Here is a 24,477-nt window from a genome sequence, read left to right on the forward strand (position 1 = left end):
TTATTTAAAATAAAAGTATAGGAGAATTACCTGTGAATAACGGTATCCTACATCAAAACTACAATAGTAAAAAGTTTGATATTATTAAAATATCTTTAGCATCTCCAGAGGTCATTCGTTCATGGTCTCATGGTGAAGTTAAAAAACCAGAAACTATAAATTATAGAACATTCAAACCAGAGAGAGATGGATTATTCTGTGCTAAAATCTTTGGTCCAATAAAAGACTACGAATGTTTGTGTGGTAAGTATAAAAGACTTAAGCATCGTGGCGTAGTATGTGAGCGTTGTGGTGTTGAGGTAGAGCAGGCCAAAGTACGTAGAGAAAGAATGGGTCATATAGATTTAGTATGTCCAGTAGTACATATATGGTATCTAAAATCTTTGCCTTCTAGAATAGGTCTGTTTCTTGATATGCCATTAAAGAATGTTGAGAAGGTTCTATACTTTGAATCTTACATAGTTACAGATCCAGGCATGACTCCACTAGAGAAAAAACAACTTCTTACTGATGATGAGTATGCTGAAGCTCTAGAGAACTATGGTTATGAGTTTGAAGCATCTATGGGTGCAGAAGCTATAAGAGACTTATTAGCAGATACCGATCTTGAAACTGAAATAGAGTCTTTACAAGCCGAATATGAAGAGAGTAAATCTACAGCTAAAAAAGAAAAAGCTATTAAGAGATTAAGACTTCTTGAAACTTTCCAAGCATCTGGAAATAAACCTGAGTGGATGGTGATGACTGTATTACCAGTTTTACCGCCAGATTTAAGACCACTAGTTCCAATTGAAGGAGGTAGATTTGCAACTTCTGATCTTAACGATTTATATCGTAGAGTAATTAATAGAAACAATAGACTTAAAAAACTATTGGATCTAAATGCTCCAGATATTATTGTTAGAAATGAAAAGAGAATGTTGCAAGAAGCTGTAGATGCGTTACTAGATAACGGTAGACGTGGTAGGGCTGTAACAGGTTCAAATAAGCGTCCACTTAAGTCTCTTGCTGATATGATAAAAGGTAAGCAAGGACGTTTCCGTCAGAACTTACTTGGTAAACGTGTAGACTATTCTGGTCGTTCTGTAATTACGGTTGGTCCATCTCTAAGATTGCATGAGTGTGGTTTACCTAAAAAGATGGCATTAGAGCTATTTAAGCCTTTTGTATACTCTAAGTTAAGATTAGGTGGTTATGCAACAACTATCAAACAAGCTAAGAGAATGGTTGAGCTTGAAGAAGCTGTTGTATGGGATATTCTAGAAGTTGTTATTAATGAGCATCCTGTATTACTAAACCGTGCTCCAACACTTCATAGACTTGGTATTCAGGCATTCGAACCTAAGCTAATCGAAGGTAAAGCGATACAGCTACATCCTTTGGTTTGTGCGGCATTTAACGCCGATTTCGATGGTGACCAAATGGCTGTACACGTACCATTAACTGTAGAGTCTCAATTAGAAGCTAGAGTATTAATGATGTCTACAAACAACATCTTATCTCCAGCATCTGGTCAGCCGATCATCACTCCTACTCAAGATATTGTACTAGGTTTGTACTACATTACTAGAGAGAAAGAGGGCGCTCGTGGTGAAGGTAAACTATTCTCAAGCTATGATGACGTTAGTAGAGCATATAACTCTGGCACTATAGATATCCATGCTAAAATTAAGCTTAGAATAGATAGACAAGTTTTTGATACTAAAGGCAATACTTATAATGAGAAGGGGGTTGTAAATACTACTGTTGGTAGAGCACTACTTCTTAATATATTGCCAGAAGGTTTGTCATTCTCATTATTAAATAAAGTACTTGTTAAGAAAGAAATTTCTAAGATTATTAATCAAGCATTTAGAGTGCTAGGTGGTAAGGCGACTGTAGTTTTAGCAGATAAACTGATGTATGCAGGTTTTAAATATTCGACATTATCAGGCGTTTCTGTGGGTGTTGATGATATGACAATACCTGAAAATAAAGAAGCTAAAGTAGAAGAGGCAGAAAAAGAAATTAAGCATATTACGGAGCAGTATCAGTCTTCATTAATTACAGAGAATGAAAGATATAATAATATCATCAATATTTGGAGCAAAACTTCGGATGAGGTTGGTGCTTCGATGATGGATGCGATTTCAAAAGATACTGTAATGGTAAATGGTGAGAATAAAGAAATCGAATCATTTAACTCTGTATATATGATGGCAAAATCAGGGGCAAGGGGTTCTTATAACCAGATGAGACAGCTTGCAGGTATGCGTGGTCTAATGGCTAAGCCAGATGGAACGATGATTGAAACTGCTATTACTGCAAACTTTAGAGAAGGCTTGTCAGTATTGCAGTACTTTACATCCACTCACGGAGCTCGTAAAGGTCTAGCAGATACAGCATTGAAGACAGCTAACGCTGGTTACCTAACTCGTAGACTTGTGGATGTTGCCCAAGATTTAGTTGTTATCGAAGAAGATTGTGGTACTGATGATGGTTTAATGTTCTCAGCTATTGTTGAAGATGGCGAAGTTAAAGTTCCTCTAGTAGAGAGAGCTTTAGGTAGAACATTAGCTGCTGATGTTGTGACTGAAAAGGGAGTTGTTCTATTAGAAGCTGGTACTCTACTTGATGAAAATCTTGTTGAGATACTTGACGATAATGGTATTGACATGATCAAGGTTAGATCTCCAATTACATGTAAGACTCGTAGAGGCTTATGTGCTAAATGTTATGGTCGTGACCTTGCTCGTGAGAGAAAGGTTAATGTCGGTGAGTCTGTTGGTGTAATTGCTGCTCAGTCAATTGGTGAGCCAGGTACACAGCTTACGATGAGAACGTTCCATACTGGTGGTGCGGCATCATTAGGTATTACAGTATCTGATATTAAAGTTAAGACTGCTGGTAAGATTAAGTTCAAAAACATCAGAACAGTTACAAATAAAGATGGTCAAAATATAGTTATATCAAGAGCTGGTGAAATTATAGTTTCTGATACTATGGGCCGTGTTAGAGAGCAACATAAAATCCCTATGGGTGCAGTTGTTCCTTTAGCAAGTGGCAAGGGTGTTGAGATTGGCGATGTTATTGCTACTTGGGATCCGCATGCTCAGCCGTTAATTACAGATATTGCTGGTAAAGTTGTTTTAGAAGACGTTATTGATGGTATTACATCAAAGCATACATATGATGATTTAACTGGTCAGCAAACTATTGAGATAACTTCAATATCTCAAAGAACAACCTCTAAGAACTTAAAGCCAGTTGTTAAAGTTGTTGATGAAAAAGGCAATGAGCTTAAATCAATTTCATTAGCTGTAGGTGCTGTATTGAACGTTACTGATGATTCAGTATTAGAGGTTGGTGATGTTGTTGCTAAGATTCCTTTAGAAGGATCTAAGAATAAGGATATTACAGGTGGTCTTCCACGAGTTGCTGAACTTTTTGAGGCTAGACGACCTAAAGATGCTGCAATATTATCGCCTTGCGATGGTATGGTTAGATTGGGTAATAGAGATACTAAAGAAAAGCAAAGGATTGAAATCTTGGATAAGAGCGGTCATATTGCTGAAGAGATACTATTGCCTAAATCTAGACATCTAGTAGTTTTTGATGGCGAGCAGGTATCTAAAGGCGACGTATTAGCCGATGGTCCTACTGATCCACATGATCTTCTTAAGTATAAAGGTTTAGAAGCGTTTGCTGACTATATCTTGATTGAAGCTCAGTCTGTATATCGTATGCAAGGTGTTGTAATTAACGATAAGCATATTGAAACAATCGTTAGACAGATGTTAAGAAAAGCAACAATTCTTGATGAAGGTGATAGTAAGTTTGTCAAAGATGAAAGTATTGAATTAGTAAGAATACTTGAAGAAAATGATAGACTAGCTAAAGAAGGTAAGAGATTGGTTGAGTATGAGCTTACTCTAATGGGTATCACTAGATCATCTTTATCTACGGAGTCATTCTTGTCTGCAGCATCCTTCCAAGAAACGACTAGAGTATTAACTGAGGCTTCGATACATTCTCAAGTTGATCAATTAAGAGGACTTAAAGAAAACGTTCTTATTGGTAGACTAATACCTACAGGTACAGGTTTAGCGGTTAGAAAAGAGTCTAATAAAATTGAGAAGATGAGAGAAGAGCTAGGTGTAGAAGATAATATGATATTCACAGAAGCATCATCATTTAACTCTGAAGACACTCTCTTTGAGAATCAAATTGAAAAAGAAGATAAAGATCTTAATGATGATATTGAAGAGTCATTAAGAAATGCTTTGGAATCTTTAGATTTCTAATTATTATTTGTATCAAAGTATTGCATATTTATAAATGCAATATCAAAGAGTTTTCTAAAATATCTCTCAAATTAAGTTTTATAATTTCAAAAAAATTAACTATAATATTGTCAATATATCTTATATAAGAATGTGGCTAGTGTTTAGTACAATTAAAAAACTGTTTTGGCAAATACTATTTGGTTTAGCAATTATTGTAATTGTTTTTTTATCTATATTGAATACTGATAATGTCAGTTTTGATTACATATTTGGTAGTACAACATTGCCTCTTATGGTGCTTTTATCTATTGCTTTTGTGATTGGTTTGGTTGTGGGCTCATTTATAACTAAATTTATTCAGATCACAAAGACTAATGGTGGTGCTGGGGCTGCTAAGAAATAATGCTTGTTTTAGGTATAGAAAGCTCCTGTGATGAAACTGGTTTGGCGATTTATGATTATTCATCTAAAACTCTTGTTGCAGATGTATTATATAGTCAGATAGATTTGCATAAAAAATATGGTGGTGTAGTTCCAGAACTTGCATCACGTGAACATATTGCAAAATTAAATATTTTGACTAAAGAGCTACTCAGTAATGCTAACATCAATTTTAATGACTTAAGCTGCATTGCCTATACAGCTATGCCAGGACTGATTGGTGCACTGATGGTGGGGGCAACTTTTGCTAAAACATTAGGATTGATACATAATATTGATACAGTAGCTGTACATCATCTTGAAGGACATTTATTATCGCCTCTTTTAGATCAAAGTAGTGATATAAAATATCCATTCGTTGCATTACTGGTATCTGGTGGGCATACTCAATTATTCGAAGTTAGAGAGTTTGGAGAATACTCTTTACTCGGAGAGTCTATTGATGATGCTGCTGGAGAAGCATTTGATAAAACAGCTAAACTTCTAGGGATGTCATACCCTGGTGGAGTCGAGGTGGCTAATCTTGCTGAAAAAGCTACAGATAAAAAAAAGTATGATCTGCCTAGACCAATGAAAAATAAGCCTAATTTGGATTTTAGTTTTAGCGGTCTAAAGACTGCTGTATTGAATACTTGGTATAGTGAAATAGATCAGTCATATGAAAATAAAGCAAATTTATGTTATGCATTTCAAGAAGCGGCTGTAGATGTTTTAGTAACAAAGTGTGAAAAAGCCTTACAGAAGACAGGAAACAAAAGGTTGGTTATATCTGGTGGGGTTAGTGCAAATAAATTGCTACGCTCTAAGTTGGATGTACTGTCCAAGAATAAGGGTTATGAGATATTTTTCCCTCCAATGAAATATTGTACAGATAATGGTGCAATGATTGCTCTTGCTGGTGCTTATAGATATGCCAATAGTTTTAAGGATTCTAATTTAGAAATCAATGTTAAAGCTAGAGCCCAAATTTAAACCCGCTTAAATAGCTATCAAAAAAATCAGATACGTGTTATCATAGTATTGTAGTTAATTTTCCCGTATCCACATCAGGTGGATTAAATTCAAAAAAAGGTTAAAGGTTCTAAATGAATAATAATAATGAAATGATACATCAAACCATAGAAAAACAAGGAAGTATAGTTTGGAAGAGTGTCTTCGGGCTATTGCTTCTTCCATTGGTTACAGTTATCGCAGTGCCGTGGTATGCTATGACTTATGGATTCTCAACTTCAGATTATGTCTGTCTAATAGTTTTCTATGCACTTACAGGTGTTGGTATTACAATGGGTTACCATAGATTGTGGTCGCACAAAACATACAAGGCTAACAAGATAGTAACATACGCACTTCTTCTTTTTGGTACTGCAGCATTACAGAATAGTGTAATTCAATGGTCATCAGATCATAGAAAACACCATAAAGATGTTGATGATCCTGTAAAAGATCCGTATGCAGCTACAAGAGGTTTTTGGTTCTCTCACTTTGGTTGGTTATTAAGACATAGTAGTCCTGATGTCCAAGAAATAAGAGGAGTTAATGATTTGTTAAAGGATAAAGCTTTAGTGTTTCAACATAATCATTATACTGTGTTGGCTATTCTGGCGTGTTTTGGGTTGCCAGCGTTCTTAGGTTTTATATTTGGATTTGCAACAGGTGGAACACTTACAGCTGCTTGGCAAAGTGCCTTGGGGTTTTTAATTTTAGGTGGTCTGCTTAGAGTTGTTTTAGTTCATCATGCAACTTTTTGTATTAACTCCTTAGCGCATACTATTGGTAAAAGACCATATTCTACAAAAAATACAGCTAGAGATAGTTGGATAACTGCTATAGTGACTGGTGGAGAAGGCTATCATAACTATCATCATGCGTTTGCTGGCGATTATAGAAATGGTATCAGATGGTTTGATCTAGATCCATCTAAGTGGTTTATTGCAGGTTTAGCAAAAATAGGCTGGTGTTATGATCTTAAAACCACGCCTAAGCATTTAATTGAAATTGCGAAAGCTAAGGTTAAGTTAGATGAGGCGCTAACTAAGAAGAATAAATCGTTCGATTTGGGTATTGAGGAATTGTACTCTAAGTTAGTTACAAATGTTAAAAACATGTATAGTGCTAAGCAAGAATATCTAAAAGCTAAGAAAGAAAATGTATTATCTAAAGCTGATATAAAAGAGATAAAATCTAAATATAAAGATTTAAAAATTGAATTTATTCAAGCGAAGAAAAAATATAATAAAGCTAGTACTATAGCATAATCTAATAAATATTTCTTAGGTATTCCCTTTCAAAAACTTTCCCTCTAATATTTTATAAATATAAGTTTAAAATTTATGTATCAAAGGTTGTAGGTTATTTAGTAAATTTGTTCTTATGCACATAATAATTTAAGTGATAATTGACTAAATGGCTCATATCTAAGCTATTTACCAGATTCTGTAGTCAAGCCCTGACACAATGTAATGTAATATTGCCTTGATACTGTCCAAAAAAAGAGTGTCTATATTCTATTATCGAACTTTGTAACCAAAATATGCTTAACTTTACAGAAACTGGTAAGGGATATTTAGATTTGTTGCTTTCAACTACTCTTTAGATATAAATGTTTAGTGATTAACGAACTATTAAATTATCTAATTTAGTTAGAGTCGTCTAACTCAGAAGTTTCATGAGCACCTCTAAAAGTTTATCTTAAAAGTCTCTAATGGAGCCAATTATATTTCCCAATATAAGTCTTTTTATTATTATCTTGTATTTTCGATTAGATTGAAAAATAGATACTAGAAATGCCGGAGTATAGTGGCATATGAGTTTATATTATTATTCTCAATATTGTATAAATAATATATATGGTTAGCTATAAACTCTTAATAAAAAGACAACCACTTTCACTTTCACAAAGTATTGTCATATTATTGTAATAGATTCTAATAATATAGGTGGTTGATTTTATTGAAATATAGAGAATATAAATAAGAAATTAGATTTTAGCAGCAGATTTAAGGTTATCAGCCTTATCTATTTTTTCCCAAGTAAACTCTGGTAACTCGCGACCAAAATGACCATAGTTAGAAGTTTTGCGATAAATAGGTCTAAGTAGATCAAGATTTTCGATAATCTTACCAACTCTAAGATCAAAAGTTTCTGAGACTAGTTTTTCAATTTTGCTATCAGAAATTTTACCTGTACCAAAAGTGTTGACCATCAAAGAAACAGGCTTTGCTACACCAATAGCATAAGCAACTTGAACTTCACATTTATCAGCTAGCCCAGCAGCAACAATATTCTTAGCGATATATCTACCCATATATGCACCAGAGCGATCAACTTTTGAAGGATCTTTTCCAGAGAATGCACCTCCACCATGATGAGCAGCTCCACCATAAGTATCAACAATAATTTTTCTACCTGTAAGACCACAATCTCCTTGAGGACCGCCTATTAAGAAGACACCTGTTGGATTAATATGATACTTCGTGTCTTTTGTTATTAGTTCAGCAGGGATTACTTCTTTTACAATCTCTTCAATAACAGCATCGTATAAATCTTTTTGAGATATTGATTCGTTATGCTGAGTAGATAAGACAATTGTATCAATAAACTTAGGTTTATCATTTTCATATGCTAAAGTTACTTGAGCTTTTGCATCTGGTCTTAACCATCCAAGTTTGCCTGATTTTCTATGTTCTGCTTGTTTTATCATTAGTAAATGAGAATAGTAAATCGCAGAAGGCATCAAAGTTGGTGTTTCATTGGTAGCGAAACCAAACATTAGTCCTTGATCACCTGCGCCAAGATCTTCTAGTGAGCCGCGATCAACACCTTGGGCAATGTCACTAGATTGTTTACCAATAGCATTGATTACAGAGCAAGTTCTGCCATCAATACCTTTGTTTGCATTATCGTATCCAGTTTCAACGATTACTTTTCTGACTAGCTCTTCAATATCAATCCAAGCAGAAGTTGTAATTTCGCCAGCAACTAGAGCCATGCCAGTTTTTACTAAAGTTTCACATGCAACACGAGCGTTTTTATCTTGTTTTAAAATTTCATCTAAGATTGCATCTGATATTTGATCAGCTAGTTTATCTGGATGTCCTTCTGAAACCGACTCAGATGTGAATAAATAATTTTTTGACATTTTGTTCTCCCTTTTAGTGTTGCTAAAAGGTCTCTAGAAAATTTTGAATAAAAATTTAGTAGAAACGCTTTAGCTTATTATTTAATGTCGCAAGCAAGTTGTTTGTTAAATTCAGCGACTTCGGGTATTATATATTATGTTTATGTGAAGTCAACTATTGACATTTTAGTCAAGAGACTTTAAAGTATTGCTATTAAATTTTTGCATAATTTTTGCTAGGTTTATGGCTGCTAAACTTAGCTAATAAATTTTAATAATTAAAAAATTAAAATATAAAACCGGAGAATAAATAAATGGTAGTAATTCGTATGGCACGTGGTGGTGCTAAAAAGCGTCCTTTCTATAGAATCGTAGTTGCTGATAAAAGAAGTCCAAGAGATGGTAGATTTATCGAGAAACTAGGTTTCTTTAATCCTTTAGCTAAAGGTGGTGAAGAAAGATTAAAGCTCGATGTGGCTAAAGCTGAAGCTTGGCTTGCTAAAGGTGCTCAACCTTCTGATAGAGTAGCTAGCTTAATCAAAGAAGCTAAAAAAGTTGCTTAATTCGTATTTATAGAATCAAATTATTTTTCTTTTATGTCACAAGATTTTGTGGAAATAGCTAAAATTGGTGCTACATATAAGCTTGATGGCGAGCTTAACTTGTATCCTTTAGCAAGTTCAATAGAAACACTTTTGAGTTATGGCAACTGGTATATCCAGTTACCGGCTAATAGTGCTTGGCAACCACTTAAAGATGAGAGTGTCTTAAGACGAGCTGATAAGCTGTATATTAAGCTTGCTAGTGTTAATGATGTAGAAACTGCAAAGAAATATGTTAACTCTCTAATTGGAGTGCCAAAAGAAGCATTGCCAAAGGTTGGTAATGACGAAGCTTATTTTACAGATTTAATTGGATGTACGATTGTAAATACAGCTAATGATTCATTTGGTAAAGTAATTGGGATTATTGAAACTGGTGCTAATGAAGTTTTAGTTTGTAAGAAAGACTCTGATGAATATCTTATTCCTTATGTTAAGCAATATATTGTTAGTGAAGATCTTGATTTAAAAAAAATAGTTGTTGATTGGGAATACGATTATTAGTCAATTGCTTTGTGATTCAATATTTGTGTTTGTTTGTCTTAAGTACTAAAATTAGAGCTGTTTTAATTCTAGATTTAGAAAAATGAAATTTGGCATAATATCTATATTCCCTGAAATGTTTAAGGCGATAAATGATTTTGGGATTACTGCTAGGGCGATAAAAGACTCTAAGGCATCTATAAAATGCTTTAATCCTCGAGATTATACAACTGATAAGCATGCAACGGTAGATGATACCAGCTTTGGTGGTGGGGCCGGTATGGTTATGAAATATGAACCATTATCACAGGCAATCAAAGATGCAAAAAGTACTTTAGGTTATAATACAAAAGTAGTATACTTGTCACCTCAGGGTAGTGTGTTTAATCATAATAAGGCTCTTGAGCTTTTAGAGAATGATTCATTGATACTGCTTTGTGGTAGATATGAAGGGGTTGATGAGCGCTTGATTCAAGATTATGTTGATGAAGAGATTTCAGTCGGTGATTTTGTATTAAGTGGTGGTGAGCTCCCTGCTATGTTAGTTATGGATAGTCTGATAAGGCTATTGCCAGAGGTGTTGGGTAACAAGGATTCCATGATTGAGGATTCTTTTTATGATGGTCTTTTGGACTACCCGCATTATACAAAGCCAGCTGTTTTGCCTGATGGTAATGCGGTCCCAAGTGTTTTGTTATCTGGTAATCATAAGGAAATAGCAAAATGGAGGCGTAAACAGAAGTTGATAAGAACTTATGAGCGTCGTAAAGATTTAATTGAGTGCCTATGCCTATCTGAAGAAGATAAGCAAATTATAAATGATTATAAAATAGATATGGTAAGCACAAAAGGAGAGAAAAATGAAAAATAAATTTGTTGAATTAGTAGAAAAGTCACAAATCAGAACAGATCTTCCAGAATTTAATCCAGGTGATTCGATCACTGTTAACCTATGGATTAAAGAAGGCGATAAGCAAAGAATTCAGGCTTTTAAAGGTTTCGTTCTTAGAAAAAGAAACAGAGGTCTTCACTCTGCTTTCACAGTAAGAAAAATGTCTTCAGGTATGGGTGTAGAAAGAACTTTCCAAACTCACTCACCTCTAATTGACAGTATCACTGTTGAGAAGAGAGCAGATGTACGTAGAGCTAAGCTATACTACATGAGAGGTCTTACTGGTAAGGCTGCTAGAATTAAAGAAAAAGTATAATTCTAGGAAAATCAAAAAGTGTCTACAGCTGTTGATGCTTTTCTTGATAATCTTTGGCTTGAGCACGGTTTAAGCCAGAACACTATTTCATCTTATCGCACAGATCTAAAGTTCTTACAAAGTTATTTCTCACAAGTAGAATTGATTAATCTTGATTTTGAGCAACTATATGCTTTTATATCTTATCGTTCTAAGAATGGCTACAGTAGCCGATCTAATGCACGTATGATATCTACTTTACGTAAGTTCTATAATTGGCTTATATCGACAGGTCAAGCTACTACTAATCCGACTACAAAATTAACTTTACCGAAGTTAGCTAAAAGGTTGCCTAAAGATATGACAGAAGTTGATGTCGAAAGGCTACTTCAAGCGCCTGATTTAACAGATGATATTGGTATTCGTGATAAGGCAATGCTAGAGCTTATGTATGCTACCGGTTTGAGAGTTAGTGAGTTGGTTGGGCTAAATACTAATGATATTGATTTGAATGTCGGGGTAATACAAGTCATGGGTAAAGGCTCGAAAGAGCGAATTGTGCCAATAGGAGAGTATGCTCTTGAATATTTACATAAATATTTTGAAGAGTCGCGTGAGTCGTTAGCTAAAAATTTTAAAGAGAAAGCTGTTTTTATTAGCAAACATTCAAAGAGAATAACTCGTCAATCTTTTTGGCATCGTATTAAGAGCTATGCGCTTATTGCGGGCATAAACACAGATATATCGCCACATACTCTAAGACATGCTTTTGCAACACATTTACTCAATCATGGTGCAGATCTTAGATCGGTTCAGTTATTGTTAGGTCATAGTAATGTATCAACAACAACTATTTATACACATATATCTCAAAATCGCTTACAAGAAATATACCAAAAACATCATCCAAGAGGTTAAAATTATTAGAGCTAGAGTTATTTGCTTAACTTAGAAGGTATGTTTAAAAGTGATATTAAAACTTAAAAGTATAGTAAAAGCTAAACCAGGAAAAAGGTTTTATTTATTGCACAGATATTATCGTAAAAAATTATCTAATCCTCTAGTTTTATTAATGTTTTTAATAATTTCAATTGTGGCTTTGATACTTGGTCTAATTATGCTATTTACTCCTGGACCAGGATTATTTTTTATAGGATTAGCTTTATTACCATTTATTGCAATAAGTAAAAAACTTGCAAGATCACTTGATAAGTTAGAGATATATTTGCGAAGAAAAATAAAGAAGAAGCTATAGAAGTTTATTTAATTAAGTTTTACTATCTAAGATATCATCAAGTTAATGAAACATAAAAGTATTATTGATATAATTAAAGGCAGTCCTTGAATTGTTTCCCTCTAAAAATATGGAGTAAAAATGAATATTCGTAGCGTTGATTACTATGCAGATAATGCAGCTGAAGAGTTTACAAAGTCTTTGAAAGAAACTGGTTTTGCGGTTTTAAAGACTCATCCTATTGATTGGAATCTTATCCAAACTGTTTATAATGAGTGGCAAGATTTTTTAAAGTCAGGTGATGCTGATAAATATTTATTTGATGTTGAAAACCAAGATGGATATTTTCCAAAAGATGTCTCTGAAGTTGCTAAGGGTGAAACAGTAAAAGACATTAAGCACTTCTATCATTTATATTTTCCTAATGGTCGATATCCTGAGGAAGTAAGTAGTGCAGCTAGAGAAATGTTTGAAAAAATGATGAAGCTTGGCGAGACACTTCTTGAATGGATAGATGAGCATATGGATCCAGCTGTTGCTAGTAAGCTACCACAACGATTAAGAGATACTGTTTCTTATGAAAGTACGTTGTTAAGAATATTACATTATCCTGCTATGAAAGGTGATGAAGAGCCAGGTGCAGTAAGAGCAGCAGCCCATGAAGATATCAACTTAATTACATTGTTGCCAATAGCTTCTTCACCAGGTTTACAAGTTTTATCGCCAGTAACTAATCAATGGTATGATGTGCCATGTGATAGTGAGTCTCTAGTTATAAATATCGGTGACATGCTTCAAGAAATGACTAATGGTGAGTATATTGCAACTAAGCATAGAGTTGTAAAGCCAGAAGGTGAAATAGAGAATCTTGATCGAGTTTCAACACCGTGCTTTATACATCCTAAGCCAGAAGTATATCTATCTGAAAAATATCCTCAAGCTGGAATATTTCTAGAAGAAAGATTGAAAGAGTTAGGTCTAAAATAAACGTATATATGACAGAAGAACAAGTTATTTCTTATTATGAGAGTCAAGCTCATGAAGATGACGTAAGAAATATTCTTGAAAAAGCTAAGCAAATAATAGATGCTCAATCCTCATTAAAAAATCAGGCTATAGTTCTTGATATTGATGAAACTTCATTGAATCATTATTATCCTTTTAAAGAAGTAGGCTTTCCTCAACAGGAGAATCATCAAATTTGGGATGAACTACTTGCAAAAACTAGTGCTTATCCAATCAAGGCTACTTTAGACTTCTATCTTTACTGTCTTGCTAAAGGACTTAAAATATTTTTCATAAGTGCGCGTTTTGCTAAGCATCTAGAAGCGACAAAACAGGCATTGTCTAATGCTGGTTATGTAGGTTTTGAAGATGTATTTGTTTTTCCAAATAACTTGACAGAATATGATTCTAAGGTCTTTAAAAATTTTAAGGCAGAGAGAAGGGCTTATATTGAATCTCTGGGGTATAAGATACTTATCTCAATAGGAGATCAATCATCTGATCTAGTAGGAGGTTATGCTCTTAATACCTTTCAGCTACCTAATTATTTATACGGGGAAAATTCAGTTTTTTAGTAAACTGATTTGGATTTGAATATTAGATAATTGCCTATAAATATTAAAATTGCACAAGCTATGAGAAGTATAATACTTATACTTTGATCAAATAGCATAAAGGCAAATAAAGGCCCCCAAATAATATAAGTAATATTTAGTGACATTGCTAAAGTTACATTTGAGTACTTAAATGCTTGCATATATGCTAGATCTGCAATATAGCCAATAACACCAATTGCAGCTATAAGTAATAGCACATAAATACTAACTGTATCGATTATAATCCAAGTGAATGGTAAGAATATTATAATTGTAGAGATCTTACGTAGAAAAAGTAATGTATTTGCCGAGACATCAGCATTCAAAACCATTTTATAGATAACGCCTTCTAGTCCCCAAAAAATAGCTGCTAAAATTGCAAAGCAAAGACCTATAATGCTATTTGCCTGATCAAATAATTCACTATAGGCTGTTAAGGTAATACCAATTAAAACAATTATAAATCCTAGTATTTTCAGAGGGGTTAAGCTTTCCTTGAGAAAGATTCGCGCGCCTATCATTCCTACAGCAGGATAGCATGATGATATTATGATTGCTGTCCCAGTAGAGATATCTCTTGTCGAAAGCATGTACATAGTCATCGCAAGTCCACCTAGAAGCGGGATACAGCATATACTTATAATTTGCCAAAGCTTTAGATCTTTAACTTTTTTTACAGATGATTTTGATACGACACTAACAGTTGCTGCAACTCCTAAATCATGTATTGAAGTAAGCCACATTGAAACTAAAAAAGTCATTGTAAGAAGTGTGTGAACTTGTCCCGCTAATGTATAGTCAAGACCCCAAAATATTCCAGATAGCGAGCCAAATAGAAAAGCTCGTTTTTTAAAATTCAAACCAAAAAATCCTGAGAATAAGAATAATTTATCTATACATTAGCTAATTGAATGAAATATTACAAGTATAGATGTTTATATAGTTTGAAGTTATCCGCTGATAGGCTCTTTTTGAGGCTCTATTAGTATTTCGTTTATGGCAACATTTTTTGGTTGATTCATCGCAAAAATTATTGTCTCAGCTATTTGTTGTGGCTGTATGAAATTATCTGAATCATCACTGGCATATTTTTTGACAGCCTCACTATCTGTAGACATGTTTTGCAATGGAGTAGCAACATTACCTGGTTGGATGTTGATAATTCTGACATCTTTATCAATTAACTCCAAACGAATGGCTCTAAGTGTATATTCCATAAAAGCCTTTGAACCTGAATAAATTGCTAGACCTGGAAAGGCTTGCCTAGCAGCATCAGATGTTATGTTAATCAGCATGCCTTTATTTTTGATTAGTGATGGTAGTACAGAGTATAAAAGATTAGTAAATCCTATGACATTAGTATTTATGGTAGTCATCCATTCTTGGTAATTTCTATTTTCTATACATTGATAATACATAACACCTGCACAGTTAATGACATAATCGAATTCACCAAAGTTATCTATACTTTGGTTTATAAAACTCTCTACTTGAGCTAAATTCTGGATATCTATTGATTGAAAAAATATATTATCACCTTGAATATCAATTTCACGACGCGAGCATAAAGATATTTTCATTTGCTTTTCTCGGCATGCATTAGCAATAGCTTTACCCATACCACTAGAGGCACCGACTATTAATACATGTTTATTTGTAAGTAAGCTCATCTTTACCTCCTAGAAAAATATTATTTATATATTCAGCAGTTATTTCTGGATAATTGATATTGATTTCTTTCATGATTCTTTGGTAATTAGTTCTATCATAGTTACATATTGATGAGTCGATGTTTAGCTTATCATTTGCTAAGAACTTTGTTGAATCATCTATAATAGTATCAAGCCAATTATTATATTCGATAGTTTCATAATTGAAACATTTAGCTAATATGTTTGCGTTAAGAAAAATTTTGTTAGTAATATTAAGGATATTGTAGTCTGGTTTAGTCAATATAAGATGTTCTACAATCTTAGCTATATGATCTACTGGAGTCATTTCTAAGTTTATATTTTGAGGTATTTTCTTCTGGGTAATTATTTCTTTTAGTAGTAACCAGTTCGTATCGGATTTGTTTATATAGCTAGGTGTTTGAGGTGAGAGATTTCCTAGTCTTAAAACACTTGCATTAAGACCTTTTTCAATCATTTTATGAACGAGTTTTTCTGCTGCCCACTTTGTTTGTGAGTAGCCAGACTCTAGTGATTTAATCCAATCAATGGAGTTAGATTCATCAAAAACTTTATTCAGATATAATGGGAATATTCCATTAGTGGATATGTATATTAAATGTTTACTTTTATTCGTAAGACAAAAGTCAATACAATGTGCTGTTCCATCAAGATTGCTTGGTTTCAAAGCATTATAAGGTAATAATAGGTTAACAGATGCTGCTGTATGAATAACAGTATTTATCTCTTTAGATAGTTCTAACCATTTTTTACTATCTAAACCAAAGTTTGTTTTAGTAATATCTCCATTTAAATATACTATTTTTGAGTTTGTTTTAACATCGAGTTTTTTAAGAGTTTTTTCGACTCTTTGTCTTGCTTGGTTTTTATCTGTAGCTCTTACCAAACAGTAAATTGTTTGTATTTTCTCATTTGATATTAATTGAGCTACAAGGTGAGAGCCTAAAAATCCTGTTGCGCCTGTCAATAAGATATTTCCAGTATTTGTTGAGAGTAAATCTTGGCAAATATTCGGTTTTATTACGGTTGTAAATTTATTAATATCATCCAAGATCTCTTGAGTGATTTTTTGTTTTGTTGAGGATTGATTATTTGTTATTAGATTATAACTATCTTGCAAAGAACTTTTTTCAACAAAATTGCTGATAGTAATATCAAAGCCAAGCTTTTTTAGATTACTTATAAGTAACATTGCAGATAAGGATGATCCGCCAAGCTCAAAAAAACAGCTTGTTAGAAATATATCATCTTCAGATATATTTAAGATATTTGACCATAGTCTTTTATAGTCTTGCAAATTATTGATTGCTTGAACTTCTTGAGTTTCAATGATTAAATCATCATGTTTAATGCTATTCCTATCAAGTTTGTTTGAGTATCTGTTAAGAGGTATTTCATCGAGTAGAACAATATATTTAGGGAGCATATAGTGAGCTAGATAAGGAGCAATTTTATCTAGTAGTTTTTTAGATGGTTTATTGTTATCTTTTAGATTCCATCGTTGGCGAAAAGTATCTTGATTCTCTTTAGGAATTTCTAAATATGCAATTAGTGATTCTGACATTCTTGTGGCACCAATTTTATCGACTATACAGTGCATTATGTCAAGTTTATCCTTAATAACAGATTCAATAAATGGTAGTGAAAGGGTATAACCTCTTAGTTTGATAATATAATCACATCGACCATATATTGTTATTAACTGTCCATCATCTGATAGCTTGCCAAAATCTCCAGTTTTATAAAGTCGCTTCTTGATTGGACTATTTGCTGCAGTGATAAATCTTTCTGCATTTAGATCTGGTCTATTGATATATTCATTAGCTAATCCTATAGAGTGGATATAGACTTCTCCTTTTTGGCCATTCTTAACTATTTCTTTATTTTCATCAAGCACAACTGCATCAACTTTGGGTAGTACATGACCAACAGGGACAACGCCATCTTCTTCTAAATATTTATCATTTGGGTGTAATTTATATACTGCAACATCGTGACATTCAGATATGGAATACAGATTATATATATTTGTGGAGCTCATAAATTTTTCTAGTTTGTATTGTAACCAGCTAGAAACTACTTCACCATTTAACCAGCATGTATCAATATTATGAAATATTTCTATAGCAGTATCTTCAGAGGTTGATAATAAAGTTTCAAGATACGAAGGTGTAAAAAGAATTTCATTGATTTTCTTATTTTTGATATATTTTGCAAGAGCTTTAAAATCATAAAGTATTGTATCTGGAATTATATTAGTTCTTCCGCCTTTTAATAAGGGTCTAAATGCTTCCCAGAGATAATAAATATTACAACCAATCGAACTACCACTATCATATGGTTTGATAGTTTCTCTAATCTTATATGATTCTAGGATTGCTCTATGAGATATTGAAATTCCTTTATTTTTGCCTGTAGTACCTGATGAATATACTAGCCAAAAATCTTTTTCTGGATCTGTGTTTATATCAGTAGGTACTTGAATCTTAGAGTTGTCACATTTTGAGATGATATTTATATAATCTATACATTTAACTGATTTAATATCTGGTATTTCATCACATAGGATTAGGTCCGAGTTTGTATCATTTATGATGTCCTTAAGCAAAGGTAAAGGAAATGATTTATCTAACTGTACGCAACTTGCTCCTATACTTGATACTGCCAAAAAGGCAATGATAATCTCATATCGTTTTGAACTGTATATAGAGATTATACTATTCTGATTATATCCATTTTCTAATAAATATTTTGCTAAATTTATGATTTGATTAGCTGTTTGCTGATAAGTAAGTTCAATATTTTCATCAGTGATAGCTATATTGTTAGGAGTTTGTTTAGCTTGTATAAAAAAGCAATTACTAAGAGTGTTCGGAATCACTATTTTAAGAGTGTTTATATGAGTATTAATAACTATGTTAAATGATTTGGCTGATGAAGATAAGTAAAGAATCAAAAAATGCTTATTTTGTTAATATTTATAGATCATATTGTTATGAACTAAATCTAATTATAAGTTATCAAACTTAGAAAAATTAGTTTACAATAAGATTAGGTAGAAGAAAGTTTTCTTTGAATAATGATAGATAAAAGTGGGTATCGAGCAAATGTAGCGATAGTTTTACTAAATAGACAAGATAGAGTATTTTGGGGTCAAAGAAAGAGTAGAACCTCTTGGCAGTTTCCTCAAGGAGGAGTGGCAATAGGCGAGACACCATTGCAGGCTATGTATAGAGAGTTATACGAAGAAGTTGGTTTACGTCCTCATGATGTTGAAGTAATTGCATCTACTAGAGATTGGTTTAAATATGATATTCCAGATTCACTTGTGAGAAGTCGAGAGCCTGTATGTATAGGACAGAAACAAAAATGGTTTTTATTAAGATTAAAAACTTCAGAAAGTAATATTAACTTAGAAGCTAATGACTCTCCTGAATTTGATAATTGGCGATGGGTAAGTTATTGGTATCCAATAAATCATGTGGTTTATTTCAAGCAAGATGTTTATCGAAAAGCACTGACTTATTTCAAAGAATATATAAATTGATTTTTAGTTCGATCTTTTATTTTCAACAAATGCTTTTGACCATAAGTAGGTAAAAATACCTATGTATGCAGCTACTATTACATCTGAGATAAAATGATCTAAGATAATAATTCTACTAACAGCAACGAAGCAACATACAGCTACGGCTATAATCGTGATAAATTTTTTGTCAAAAAAGTTAGCTATAGCAAGTAAGCCAGCAAAAGTTAATGCTGTATGACCAGATGGCATAGAATTATAAGCTTTTTTAAAAGAGAAAAAGTGAAAACCATATCTGTTGTCAAAGAGTAACATTTCTGGTCTATACCTTGCTAATATGACTTTGACTATAGTGGTGATTAAAATAGTCATTATCAAGGTTAATGACATAATGTAGAGTTTTTCTGATGGCTTTTTAGTTATGTGTTTATAAATACATATTAGTGTAACAATAGCAGTGATGATGGCCCAAATTTTAGGTGAAAAAATTTGAGAGGTTAGCGCTGCTAGAGTACTAATTGCTGTACCGAAAAAATCACTAGTATGTATAAAATTTGCTACTTTTACATCTAAGAAATTATAGCTAAATACTACGATTATTAATGTTATTATACCGTATAAAAAAGTTCTTTTTGCAAGCTTACAATCAAGACATTTCATAGTTAAAATTATTCAAAATTACCAAATTAGTTGATAAAGTATAATACTATTACAAATAATTTTAAATACTAAGATGTTCGAGCAAGGTTGGTATAAAAAAGCTAAGCATATAAAAAGTCCTAACTTTAATCAAAGACCTAATGATAATGATATCAGTCTAGTAGTTATACATTGTATAAGTTTACCAGAAGGTGAGTATGATAATACTAATGTTGAGAAGCTTTTTACCAACAAGCTTGATTGTCAGCAACATGAGAGCTTTCAAAGTTTAAATGGTGTAGAAGTATCAGCACACTTTTACATAAAAAGAGATGGTGAGATAATACAATTTGTATCTATAGATGATAGAGCGTGGCATGCTGGAGTAAGTGAATTTAATGGTCGACAAGGCTGTAATGATTTTTCGATAGGAATAGAATTGCAAGGAACAGCTCAAGACTCTTATAAGAGCGAACAGTATCAAGTATTAAATATTTTACTAAAAGATTTAAAAAGAGCATATCCATCTGTGAAAGATATAACTGGACACCAAGATATTGCCCCAAATAGAAAAACAGATCCTGGCACCTTTTTTAGTTGGGATATGGTTGAGTTTTAATCTTAGTCTAAGAAAGATGTTAGCAGAGGTGAAATTGCTAAAATGACCCCAACGATTATTACAAAATTTAGTGATAGTCCTTTTAAGTGATGTAATGAAGGTGTCCTATACACAATAAAAGCAGGTATAAAACATCCTATTATAGCAAATATTGGACCGCATAGCGGTAACAAAACATATACAGGATATTCAAATACAATTGCACTCCATGTTATAAGGAATATGCAAATTATAGCGATAAGGTTTAGAATTTTTTCACTACGTCTTCTATTAATTTTCTTTGTAATTATAAATAGAATACCTAGTAAAGAATTTTTCATTCCATAAAGAATGCTGAGAAACGAAGTCAGGATTGCAAAAATGTTTATAGCTCCACCAAAAATGTCTAACCATGAATTTGATACACCATTTTTTTTCAACAATACAAGACCTGAGTAGTTATTTTCAATTGCTGATACTGCCATATCATGAGAGATGGTCATTGAGAATGATAGGATAAAAGATATAACGATCAATGTTAATATTATGAATGCAACTTTCATTCCGTGTACAGCTCTTTTCTTAGCGATATCTGCTGCATAATGTTTTTTATATGCTATGGTCATTGGAGATAATGTCTGTATAAAAAGTATTGAAGTTAACGTAAATGGAATTAAGATTATTAGTTTTTGGATAGAAACGCTTAGCCCTGGCGTATAAGTAGTATTTGCAAAGTCCCAGTAAGGAGCTAGCGAAACAGTGATTCCCAGTATTGCTATTACTAGTATTATAGCGAAAACTGTTATTGACTTGACAAGAAATTTCTGGCTTTTAAACCCTATAAGCATTAGTACTATTACAAATATGAAGCTTACTAAAAGATTTGATTTTATATTTGGATTATTTGTTAGGTTGAAGTTATAAGCATAATCAGAGAATGTCTGTGCAATAACCTCAGCATATATAGTAGTCCAAATAAGCATCATTAGAAGGTAAGTTATCGATAATAATATCTCGGCTTTATCCCCAAGAATTTCTTTTATAACCTCACTATAAACCTTAGGCTCTTTAGAAGCGAAAAGAGTTCTTATATATAGTCTTTGTAATAGGTAAATACCAGGATATGTTATTAGCACAGCCACTATAAATAATGGTAGACCAACAACACCTATGCTTACTGGAACCATTAATATCCCAGCACCAATAGCCATGCCAAAATTAATACTTAGCCATTCAAAATCAAATTTAGTCATATTGAATAGTTTCATTATTTATATCTCCTAAATAAAGTACGTGAATAATGTTATGATGAAATAAAAGCAATTATAATATAAAATGTTTGTGGTAGTTGATTGAGTTAACAAATTCTTCAAAAAATATTTAGATTAGTTAAAGTAGATTTTAAATCTAAAGGAGATTAGAGAGATGAGTAGAGAACAGCAATTGATAGACTTGTTGTATAAAGAGGTTGTACCAGCTGAAGGGTGTACAGAGCCTGTGGCTTTGGCGTATTGTGCTGCAAAAACACGAGATGTGCTAGGACATATACCTGATAGGATAGATGTTTTTGCTTCTGGTAATATGATAAAGAATGTAAAAAGCGTAACTGTGCCAAATAGTGGTGGAATGATTGGTATAGAAGCCTCTGTCGCGATGGGTACAATTGCTGGTAATGCAGCTAAAGAACTTATGGTTATTTCTGGGGTAACTAAAGCAGATCTTCCGAAAGTACAAGAGTATTTACAAAAAGATTGTATAAAAGTATTTAATGCATCCAAGCCTATAAAGCTATATATTCGTATAGAAGCGTATTACAAACAAGACAAGGTTATAGTAGAGTTCAAATATACGCATACAAATATTACTTTAATCAAAAAGAATGATGAAATTATTTATGAAGTTGATGATGCAGATAATAAGAGCAATCTTGTTGATGAAATAATTTCTAAATTCTCAATTAAAGAGATTTACAAAATTGCATCTCATTTAGATATATCTAAAATTAGTGATATGTTAGATAAAATTGTTAAAGATAATTCTAATATATCAAATGAGGGTTTGGTGCATCAATATGGTATCCAGACTGGTAGAAATATTCGTTCAGGTATCGATAATGGCTTTTATGGAGATGATATCCGTAATCGTGCTGCGGCAGCAGCATCAGCTGGTAGTGATGCAAGAATGGGAGGCTCGGCATTACCTGTGATGACAGCCGCTGGTAGTGGTAATATAGGGCTGACTTTATCATTACCACTTATTGAGTTTGCAAAGTCAAAAGGCAAGTCTCAAGAAGAGCTATATCGCGCTTTATTCTTTGCTATTGTTTCAACAGTTTATATCAAATCAAGTATTGGTAGGCTATCAGCTCTATGTGGACCAACATGCGCATCTGCTGGTATTGCTGGTGGTTTAGCAATGATGCTAGACTTATCTGAGGATAAAGTTGAGAAATCTATCATTAATGCTTTAGCAGGAATTATTGGTATTATGTGTGATGGTGCTAATTCATCATGCTCGATTAAGATAGCAAACTCAGTATATGCAGCATTTGATGCTGTGAATGCTGCAATGCTTGGTAATACGGTAACTCCACATGACGGTATTGTTGGTGATGATGTTGAAGATACAATCAAAAATATTGCAATCTTAGCTACTGGTAAAGGAATGAATGAAACAGATGATGCTATTTTGGGAGTAATGACAGGAAGATTGGCAGATATCTGTAAATAAAAGCAGATTTTAATGACCCTAGGTTGCCGTATCTTTTATCAAAAAATATCTTTTATTTTATAAATTTTTCTAAATGAGAAACTAAATTATCTTTTTACTTTAAAGATATGCAGATAATAGTGGCGATATACACAAAATGATTCCAACTAAAACTATATAGTAAACAGAAATAGTTTTATATTTTGCAAATCTATCTACCTTAAAAACAATATAGGCAGGTATTAAACAACCTATGATACCAAATATAGGGCCGCACCATGGAACTAAATAAAAAATAGGTATTTTGAATATAATAGATAACCATGTTAATAGTATTATCAAAATAATAATAGTTGCTTCTATTTGATTTGAAGAGAATTTGTTCTTATCAAAGAATTTTTTTGTGATATTTAATAGTACACCTCGTAATGACTCTCTCATTCCTGTTAAAATGCTCAAGAAAGCTGCTAAAATAGCACAAATATTTATAATTACTCCGAGTATTTGCAAAAATGTATTATGACTATAGATTTTTAAGAGTATTGAAAATACAGATTGGTTGTGATTCTTGGCTAAAATTGCTTGATCTTGAGGAATAATTAAAGCCAAAGAAAGAACATAAAAAGAAACAATTATCAATAATGTAAAAAAAGCTATTTTCATAGTTCTTTGAGCTTTGTATTTTGCTAACTCATTATTCTTAGAGTATTGTTCTCTATATCCCATCACCATGGGACTTAATGATTGTATAAATAATATGGTTGTTAAAGAAAATGGAATCATAATTATTGTTTTAGGTACAGCCTCCCAGCCTTTTGGATAAATATTCAGCTGAGAGAAGTTCCACTCAGGGATAACATATATAGCTGCAATAATAACAGAACATAGAAGTATAAGGGTTAGTAAAGTAGATGCTTTAAATAGTAGATTTTTACTTTTTGTTCCAATAGCTACTAAAATGATCATTAATATTAAGCTATAAACAGTGCTATTATCGAGTCTAATATTTATTATATTAAAGTGATATAGATAATCACTAAGAGCATTTGCTACTGTCTCAGCATAAACTATAGTCCATATGGACATCATTATGAAATACAAAAAACCAAGAACAATGCTCCATTTTTCACCTAATAGGTCTTTTATGGTTTCACTGTAGCATTTTGACTCCTTGGTATCAAATAGAGTGTTCATATACAGTTTTTGAAATAAAAAAATAGCAGGGTAGGCAAATAATGCAGATATTAAATATATAAATATGCCAGATACTCCAACTGTAACTGGTACCAAAACTATACCAGCACCTAGAGCCATACCAAAGCTTATTACAAGCCAGCCCCAATCAAAAGAGTCAAAATTTTTTGAGTATAAAACAGACACTTAA

General features: G+C 32.7%; 22 protein-coding genes. 15 read left to right on the plus strand and 7 right to left on the minus strand.

The genetic code is table 11. The features are described from left to right. Positions 1–32: 32 nt before the first annotated feature. From rpoC to FTPG_RS03590, 4 genes are all read left to right on the plus strand, one after another. Entirely contained in the window at positions 33–4,283 is a 4,251-nt protein-coding gene (gene rpoC, locus FTPG_RS03575) for a DNA-directed RNA polymerase subunit beta' (protein WP_004287061.1), read from the plus strand. A gap of 130 nt (positions 4,284–4,413) precedes the next feature. Continuing rightward, positions 4,414–4,668, plus strand: coding sequence for a lipopolysaccharide assembly protein LapA domain-containing protein (locus FTPG_RS03580; RefSeq protein WP_012280435.1), 255 nt, complete (start codon positions 4,414–4,416; stop codon positions 4,666–4,668). Beyond that, positions 4,668–5,678, plus strand: coding sequence for a tRNA (adenosine(37)-N6)-threonylcarbamoyltransferase complex transferase subunit TsaD (tsaD, locus tag FTPG_RS03585; protein WP_004287063.1), 1,011 nt, complete (start codon positions 4,668–4,670; stop codon positions 5,676–5,678). The genes FTPG_RS03580 and tsaD overlap by 1 nt, the downstream gene beginning before the upstream one ends. Before the next feature lie 113 nt (positions 5,679–5,791). Then, on the plus strand, positions 5,792–6,961 hold the full coding sequence (locus tag FTPG_RS03590; protein WP_004287064.1) for an acyl-CoA desaturase: 1,170 nt from the start codon (positions 5,792–5,794) through the stop codon (positions 6,959–6,961). A gap of 722 nt (positions 6,962–7,683) precedes the next feature. On the opposite strand, the gene metK is transcribed toward FTPG_RS03590, so the two are convergent. Continuing rightward, positions 7,684–8,844, minus strand: coding sequence for a methionine adenosyltransferase (metK, locus tag FTPG_RS03595; protein ID WP_004287065.1), 1,161 nt, complete (start codon positions 8,842–8,844; stop codon positions 7,684–7,686). Between the two features lie 293 nt (positions 8,845–9,137). Here metK and rpsP point away from each other — a divergent pair, with 293 nt between their 5' ends. From rpsP to FTPG_RS03635, 8 genes are all read left to right on the plus strand, one after another. Next, complete coding sequence (gene rpsP / locus FTPG_RS03600; RefSeq protein ID WP_004287066.1) at positions 9,138–9,386, plus strand: 30S ribosomal protein S16; 249 nt, start codon at positions 9,138–9,140, stop codon at positions 9,384–9,386. Positions 9,387–9,419: 33 nt separating this feature from the next. After that, entirely contained in the window at positions 9,420–9,929 is a 510-nt protein-coding gene (gene rimM, locus FTPG_RS03605; RefSeq protein WP_004287067.1) for a ribosome maturation factor RimM, read from the plus strand. 82 nt (positions 9,930–10,011) lie between these two features. Further along, positions 10,012–10,779 (plus strand): tRNA (guanosine(37)-N1)-methyltransferase TrmD, encoded by a 768-nt coding sequence (gene trmD / locus FTPG_RS03610; protein WP_004287068.1) that lies wholly within the window; start codon positions 10,012–10,014, stop codon positions 10,777–10,779. Further along, complete coding sequence (gene rplS / locus FTPG_RS03615; protein WP_004287069.1) at positions 10,769–11,116, plus strand: 50S ribosomal protein L19; 348 nt, start codon at positions 10,769–10,771, stop codon at positions 11,114–11,116. Before trmD ends, rplS begins: the two co-directional genes overlap by 11 nt. Before the next feature lie 18 nt (positions 11,117–11,134). After that, the gene (gene xerD, locus FTPG_RS03620; RefSeq protein WP_004287070.1) at positions 11,135–12,013 is read left to right on the plus strand and encodes a site-specific tyrosine recombinase XerD; all 879 of its coding nucleotides are present in this window, start codon (positions 11,135–11,137) and stop codon (positions 12,011–12,013) included. Positions 12,014–12,167: 154 nt separating this feature from the next. Next, complete coding sequence (locus FTPG_RS09855; protein WP_224728109.1) at positions 12,168–12,350, plus strand: PGPGW domain-containing protein; 183 nt, start codon at positions 12,168–12,170, stop codon at positions 12,348–12,350. 120 nt (positions 12,351–12,470) lie between these two features. Then, positions 12,471–13,316: a 2OG-Fe(II) oxygenase family protein gene (locus FTPG_RS03630; RefSeq protein ID WP_004287072.1), complete on the plus strand. Its 846-nt coding sequence runs from the start codon at positions 12,471–12,473 to the stop codon at positions 13,314–13,316. Between the two features lie 8 nt (positions 13,317–13,324). Then, positions 13,325–13,909, plus strand: a complete 585-nt coding sequence (locus FTPG_RS03635; protein WP_004287073.1) for an HAD family acid phosphatase — start codon at positions 13,325–13,327, stop codon at positions 13,907–13,909. Here FTPG_RS03635 and FTPG_RS03640 read toward each other — a convergent pair. From FTPG_RS03640 to FTPG_RS03650, 3 genes are all read right to left on the minus strand, one after another. Then, positions 13,906–14,790 (minus strand): DMT family transporter, encoded by an 885-nt coding sequence (locus tag FTPG_RS03640; protein WP_004287074.1) that lies wholly within the window; start codon positions 14,788–14,790, stop codon positions 13,906–13,908. The two genes, FTPG_RS03635 and FTPG_RS03640, sit on opposite strands and share 4 nt — an antisense overlap. Positions 14,791–14,880: 90 nt before the next feature. Beyond that, positions 14,881–15,600, minus strand: a complete 720-nt coding sequence (locus FTPG_RS03645) for an SDR family oxidoreductase (protein ID WP_035722265.1) — start codon at positions 15,598–15,600, stop codon at positions 14,881–14,883. Then, a complete protein-coding gene (locus FTPG_RS03650) occupies positions 15,581–18,502 on the minus strand; it encodes a thioester reductase domain-containing protein (RefSeq protein WP_235264338.1) in 2,922 nt (973 codons plus the stop codon). The genes FTPG_RS03645 and FTPG_RS03650 overlap by 20 nt, the downstream gene beginning before the upstream one ends. Positions 18,503–18,700: 198 nt before the next feature. On the opposite strand from FTPG_RS03650, the gene FTPG_RS03655 reads away from it, so the two are divergent. Further along, a complete protein-coding gene (locus FTPG_RS03655; RefSeq protein ID WP_004287076.1) occupies positions 18,701–19,168 on the plus strand; it encodes an RNA pyrophosphohydrolase in 468 nt (155 codons plus the stop codon). A gap of 3 nt (positions 19,169–19,171) precedes the next feature. On the opposite strand, the gene FTPG_RS03660 is transcribed toward FTPG_RS03655, so the two are convergent. After that, on the minus strand, positions 19,172–19,807 hold the full coding sequence (locus FTPG_RS03660; protein ID WP_004287077.1) for a phosphatase PAP2 family protein: 636 nt from the start codon (positions 19,805–19,807) through the stop codon (positions 19,172–19,174). 73 nt (positions 19,808–19,880) lie between these two features. Between FTPG_RS03660 and ampD the strand changes: the two genes are divergently transcribed. Continuing rightward, positions 19,881–20,405: a 1,6-anhydro-N-acetylmuramyl-L-alanine amidase AmpD gene (gene ampD, locus FTPG_RS03665; RefSeq protein ID WP_004287078.1), complete on the plus strand. Its 525-nt coding sequence runs from the start codon at positions 19,881–19,883 to the stop codon at positions 20,403–20,405. A 2-nt stretch (positions 20,406–20,407) separates the two neighbouring features. Here the strand turns inward: ampD and FTPG_RS03670 are convergent, their stop codons facing one another. Then, positions 20,408–21,652, minus strand: coding sequence for an aromatic amino acid transport family protein (locus FTPG_RS03670; protein ID WP_004287079.1), 1,245 nt, complete (start codon positions 21,650–21,652; stop codon positions 20,408–20,410). A gap of 157 nt (positions 21,653–21,809) precedes the next feature. Between FTPG_RS03670 and FTPG_RS03675 the strand changes: the two genes are divergently transcribed. Continuing rightward, positions 21,810–23,114 carry an L-cysteine desulfidase family protein gene (locus FTPG_RS03675; protein ID WP_004287080.1) on the plus strand — a complete coding sequence of 435 codons (1,305 nt, stop codon included), beginning with the start codon at positions 21,810–21,812 and terminating at the stop codon, positions 23,112–23,114. Positions 23,115–23,213: 99 nt separating this feature from the next. Here the strand turns inward: FTPG_RS03675 and FTPG_RS03680 are convergent, their stop codons facing one another. Further along, complete coding sequence (locus FTPG_RS03680; protein WP_004287081.1) at positions 23,214–24,473, minus strand: aromatic amino acid transport family protein; 1,260 nt, start codon at positions 24,471–24,473, stop codon at positions 23,214–23,216. Between the last annotated feature and the right edge of the window lie 4 nt (positions 24,474–24,477).

Origin of the sequence: Francisella philomiragia subsp. philomiragia ATCC 25015, assembly GCF_000156715.1 — a bacterium.
GTDB classification, from domain to species: Bacteria; Pseudomonadota; Gammaproteobacteria; order Francisellales; family Francisellaceae; genus Francisella; species Francisella philomiragia.

Excerpts from the sequence above, each read along its gene's own strand:
- FTPG_RS09855 (WP_224728109.1), top strand. The coding sequence starts at position 12,168 with ATGTTTTTAATAATTTCAATTGTGGCTTTGATACTTGGTCTAATTATG.
- rimM (WP_004287067.1), top strand. The coding sequence starts at position 9,420 with ATGTCACAAGATTTTGTGGAAATAGCTAAAATTGGTGCTACATATAAG.
- rplS (WP_004287069.1), top strand. The coding sequence starts at position 10,769 with ATGAAAAATAAATTTGTTGAATTAGTAGAAAAGTCACAAATCAGAACA.
- FTPG_RS03675 (WP_004287080.1), top strand. The coding sequence starts at position 21,810 with ATGAGTAGAGAACAGCAATTGATAGACTTGTTGTATAAAGAGGTTGTA.
- FTPG_RS03645 (WP_035722265.1), bottom strand. The coding sequence starts at position 15,600 with ATGAGCTTACTTACAAATAAACATGTATTAATAGTCGGTGCCTCTAGT.
- FTPG_RS03655 (WP_004287076.1), top strand. The coding sequence starts at position 18,701 with ATGATAGATAAAAGTGGGTATCGAGCAAATGTAGCGATAGTTTTACTA.
- FTPG_RS03660 (WP_004287077.1), bottom strand. The coding sequence starts at position 19,807 with ATGAAATGTCTTGATTGTAAGCTTGCAAAAAGAACTTTTTTATACGGT.
- trmD (WP_004287068.1), top strand. The coding sequence starts at position 10,012 with ATGAAATTTGGCATAATATCTATATTCCCTGAAATGTTTAAGGCGATA.
- rpsP (WP_004287066.1), top strand. The coding sequence starts at position 9,138 with ATGGTAGTAATTCGTATGGCACGTGGTGGTGCTAAAAAGCGTCCTTTC.
- FTPG_RS03635 (WP_004287073.1), top strand. The coding sequence starts at position 13,325 with ATGACAGAAGAACAAGTTATTTCTTATTATGAGAGTCAAGCTCATGAA.
- FTPG_RS03580 (WP_012280435.1), top strand. The coding sequence starts at position 4,414 with ATGTGGCTAGTGTTTAGTACAATTAAAAAACTGTTTTGGCAAATACTA.
- FTPG_RS03630 (WP_004287072.1), top strand. The coding sequence starts at position 12,471 with ATGAATATTCGTAGCGTTGATTACTATGCAGATAATGCAGCTGAAGAG.
- ampD (WP_004287078.1), top strand. The coding sequence starts at position 19,881 with ATGTTCGAGCAAGGTTGGTATAAAAAAGCTAAGCATATAAAAAGTCCT.
- metK (WP_004287065.1), bottom strand. The coding sequence starts at position 8,844 with ATGTCAAAAAATTATTTATTCACATCTGAGTCGGTTTCAGAAGGACAT.
- FTPG_RS03670 (WP_004287079.1), bottom strand. The coding sequence starts at position 21,652 with ATGAAACTATTCAATATGACTAAATTTGATTTTGAATGGCTAAGTATT.
- FTPG_RS03590 (WP_004287064.1), top strand. The coding sequence starts at position 5,792 with ATGAATAATAATAATGAAATGATACATCAAACCATAGAAAAACAAGGA.
- tsaD (WP_004287063.1), top strand. The coding sequence starts at position 4,668 with ATGCTTGTTTTAGGTATAGAAAGCTCCTGTGATGAAACTGGTTTGGCG.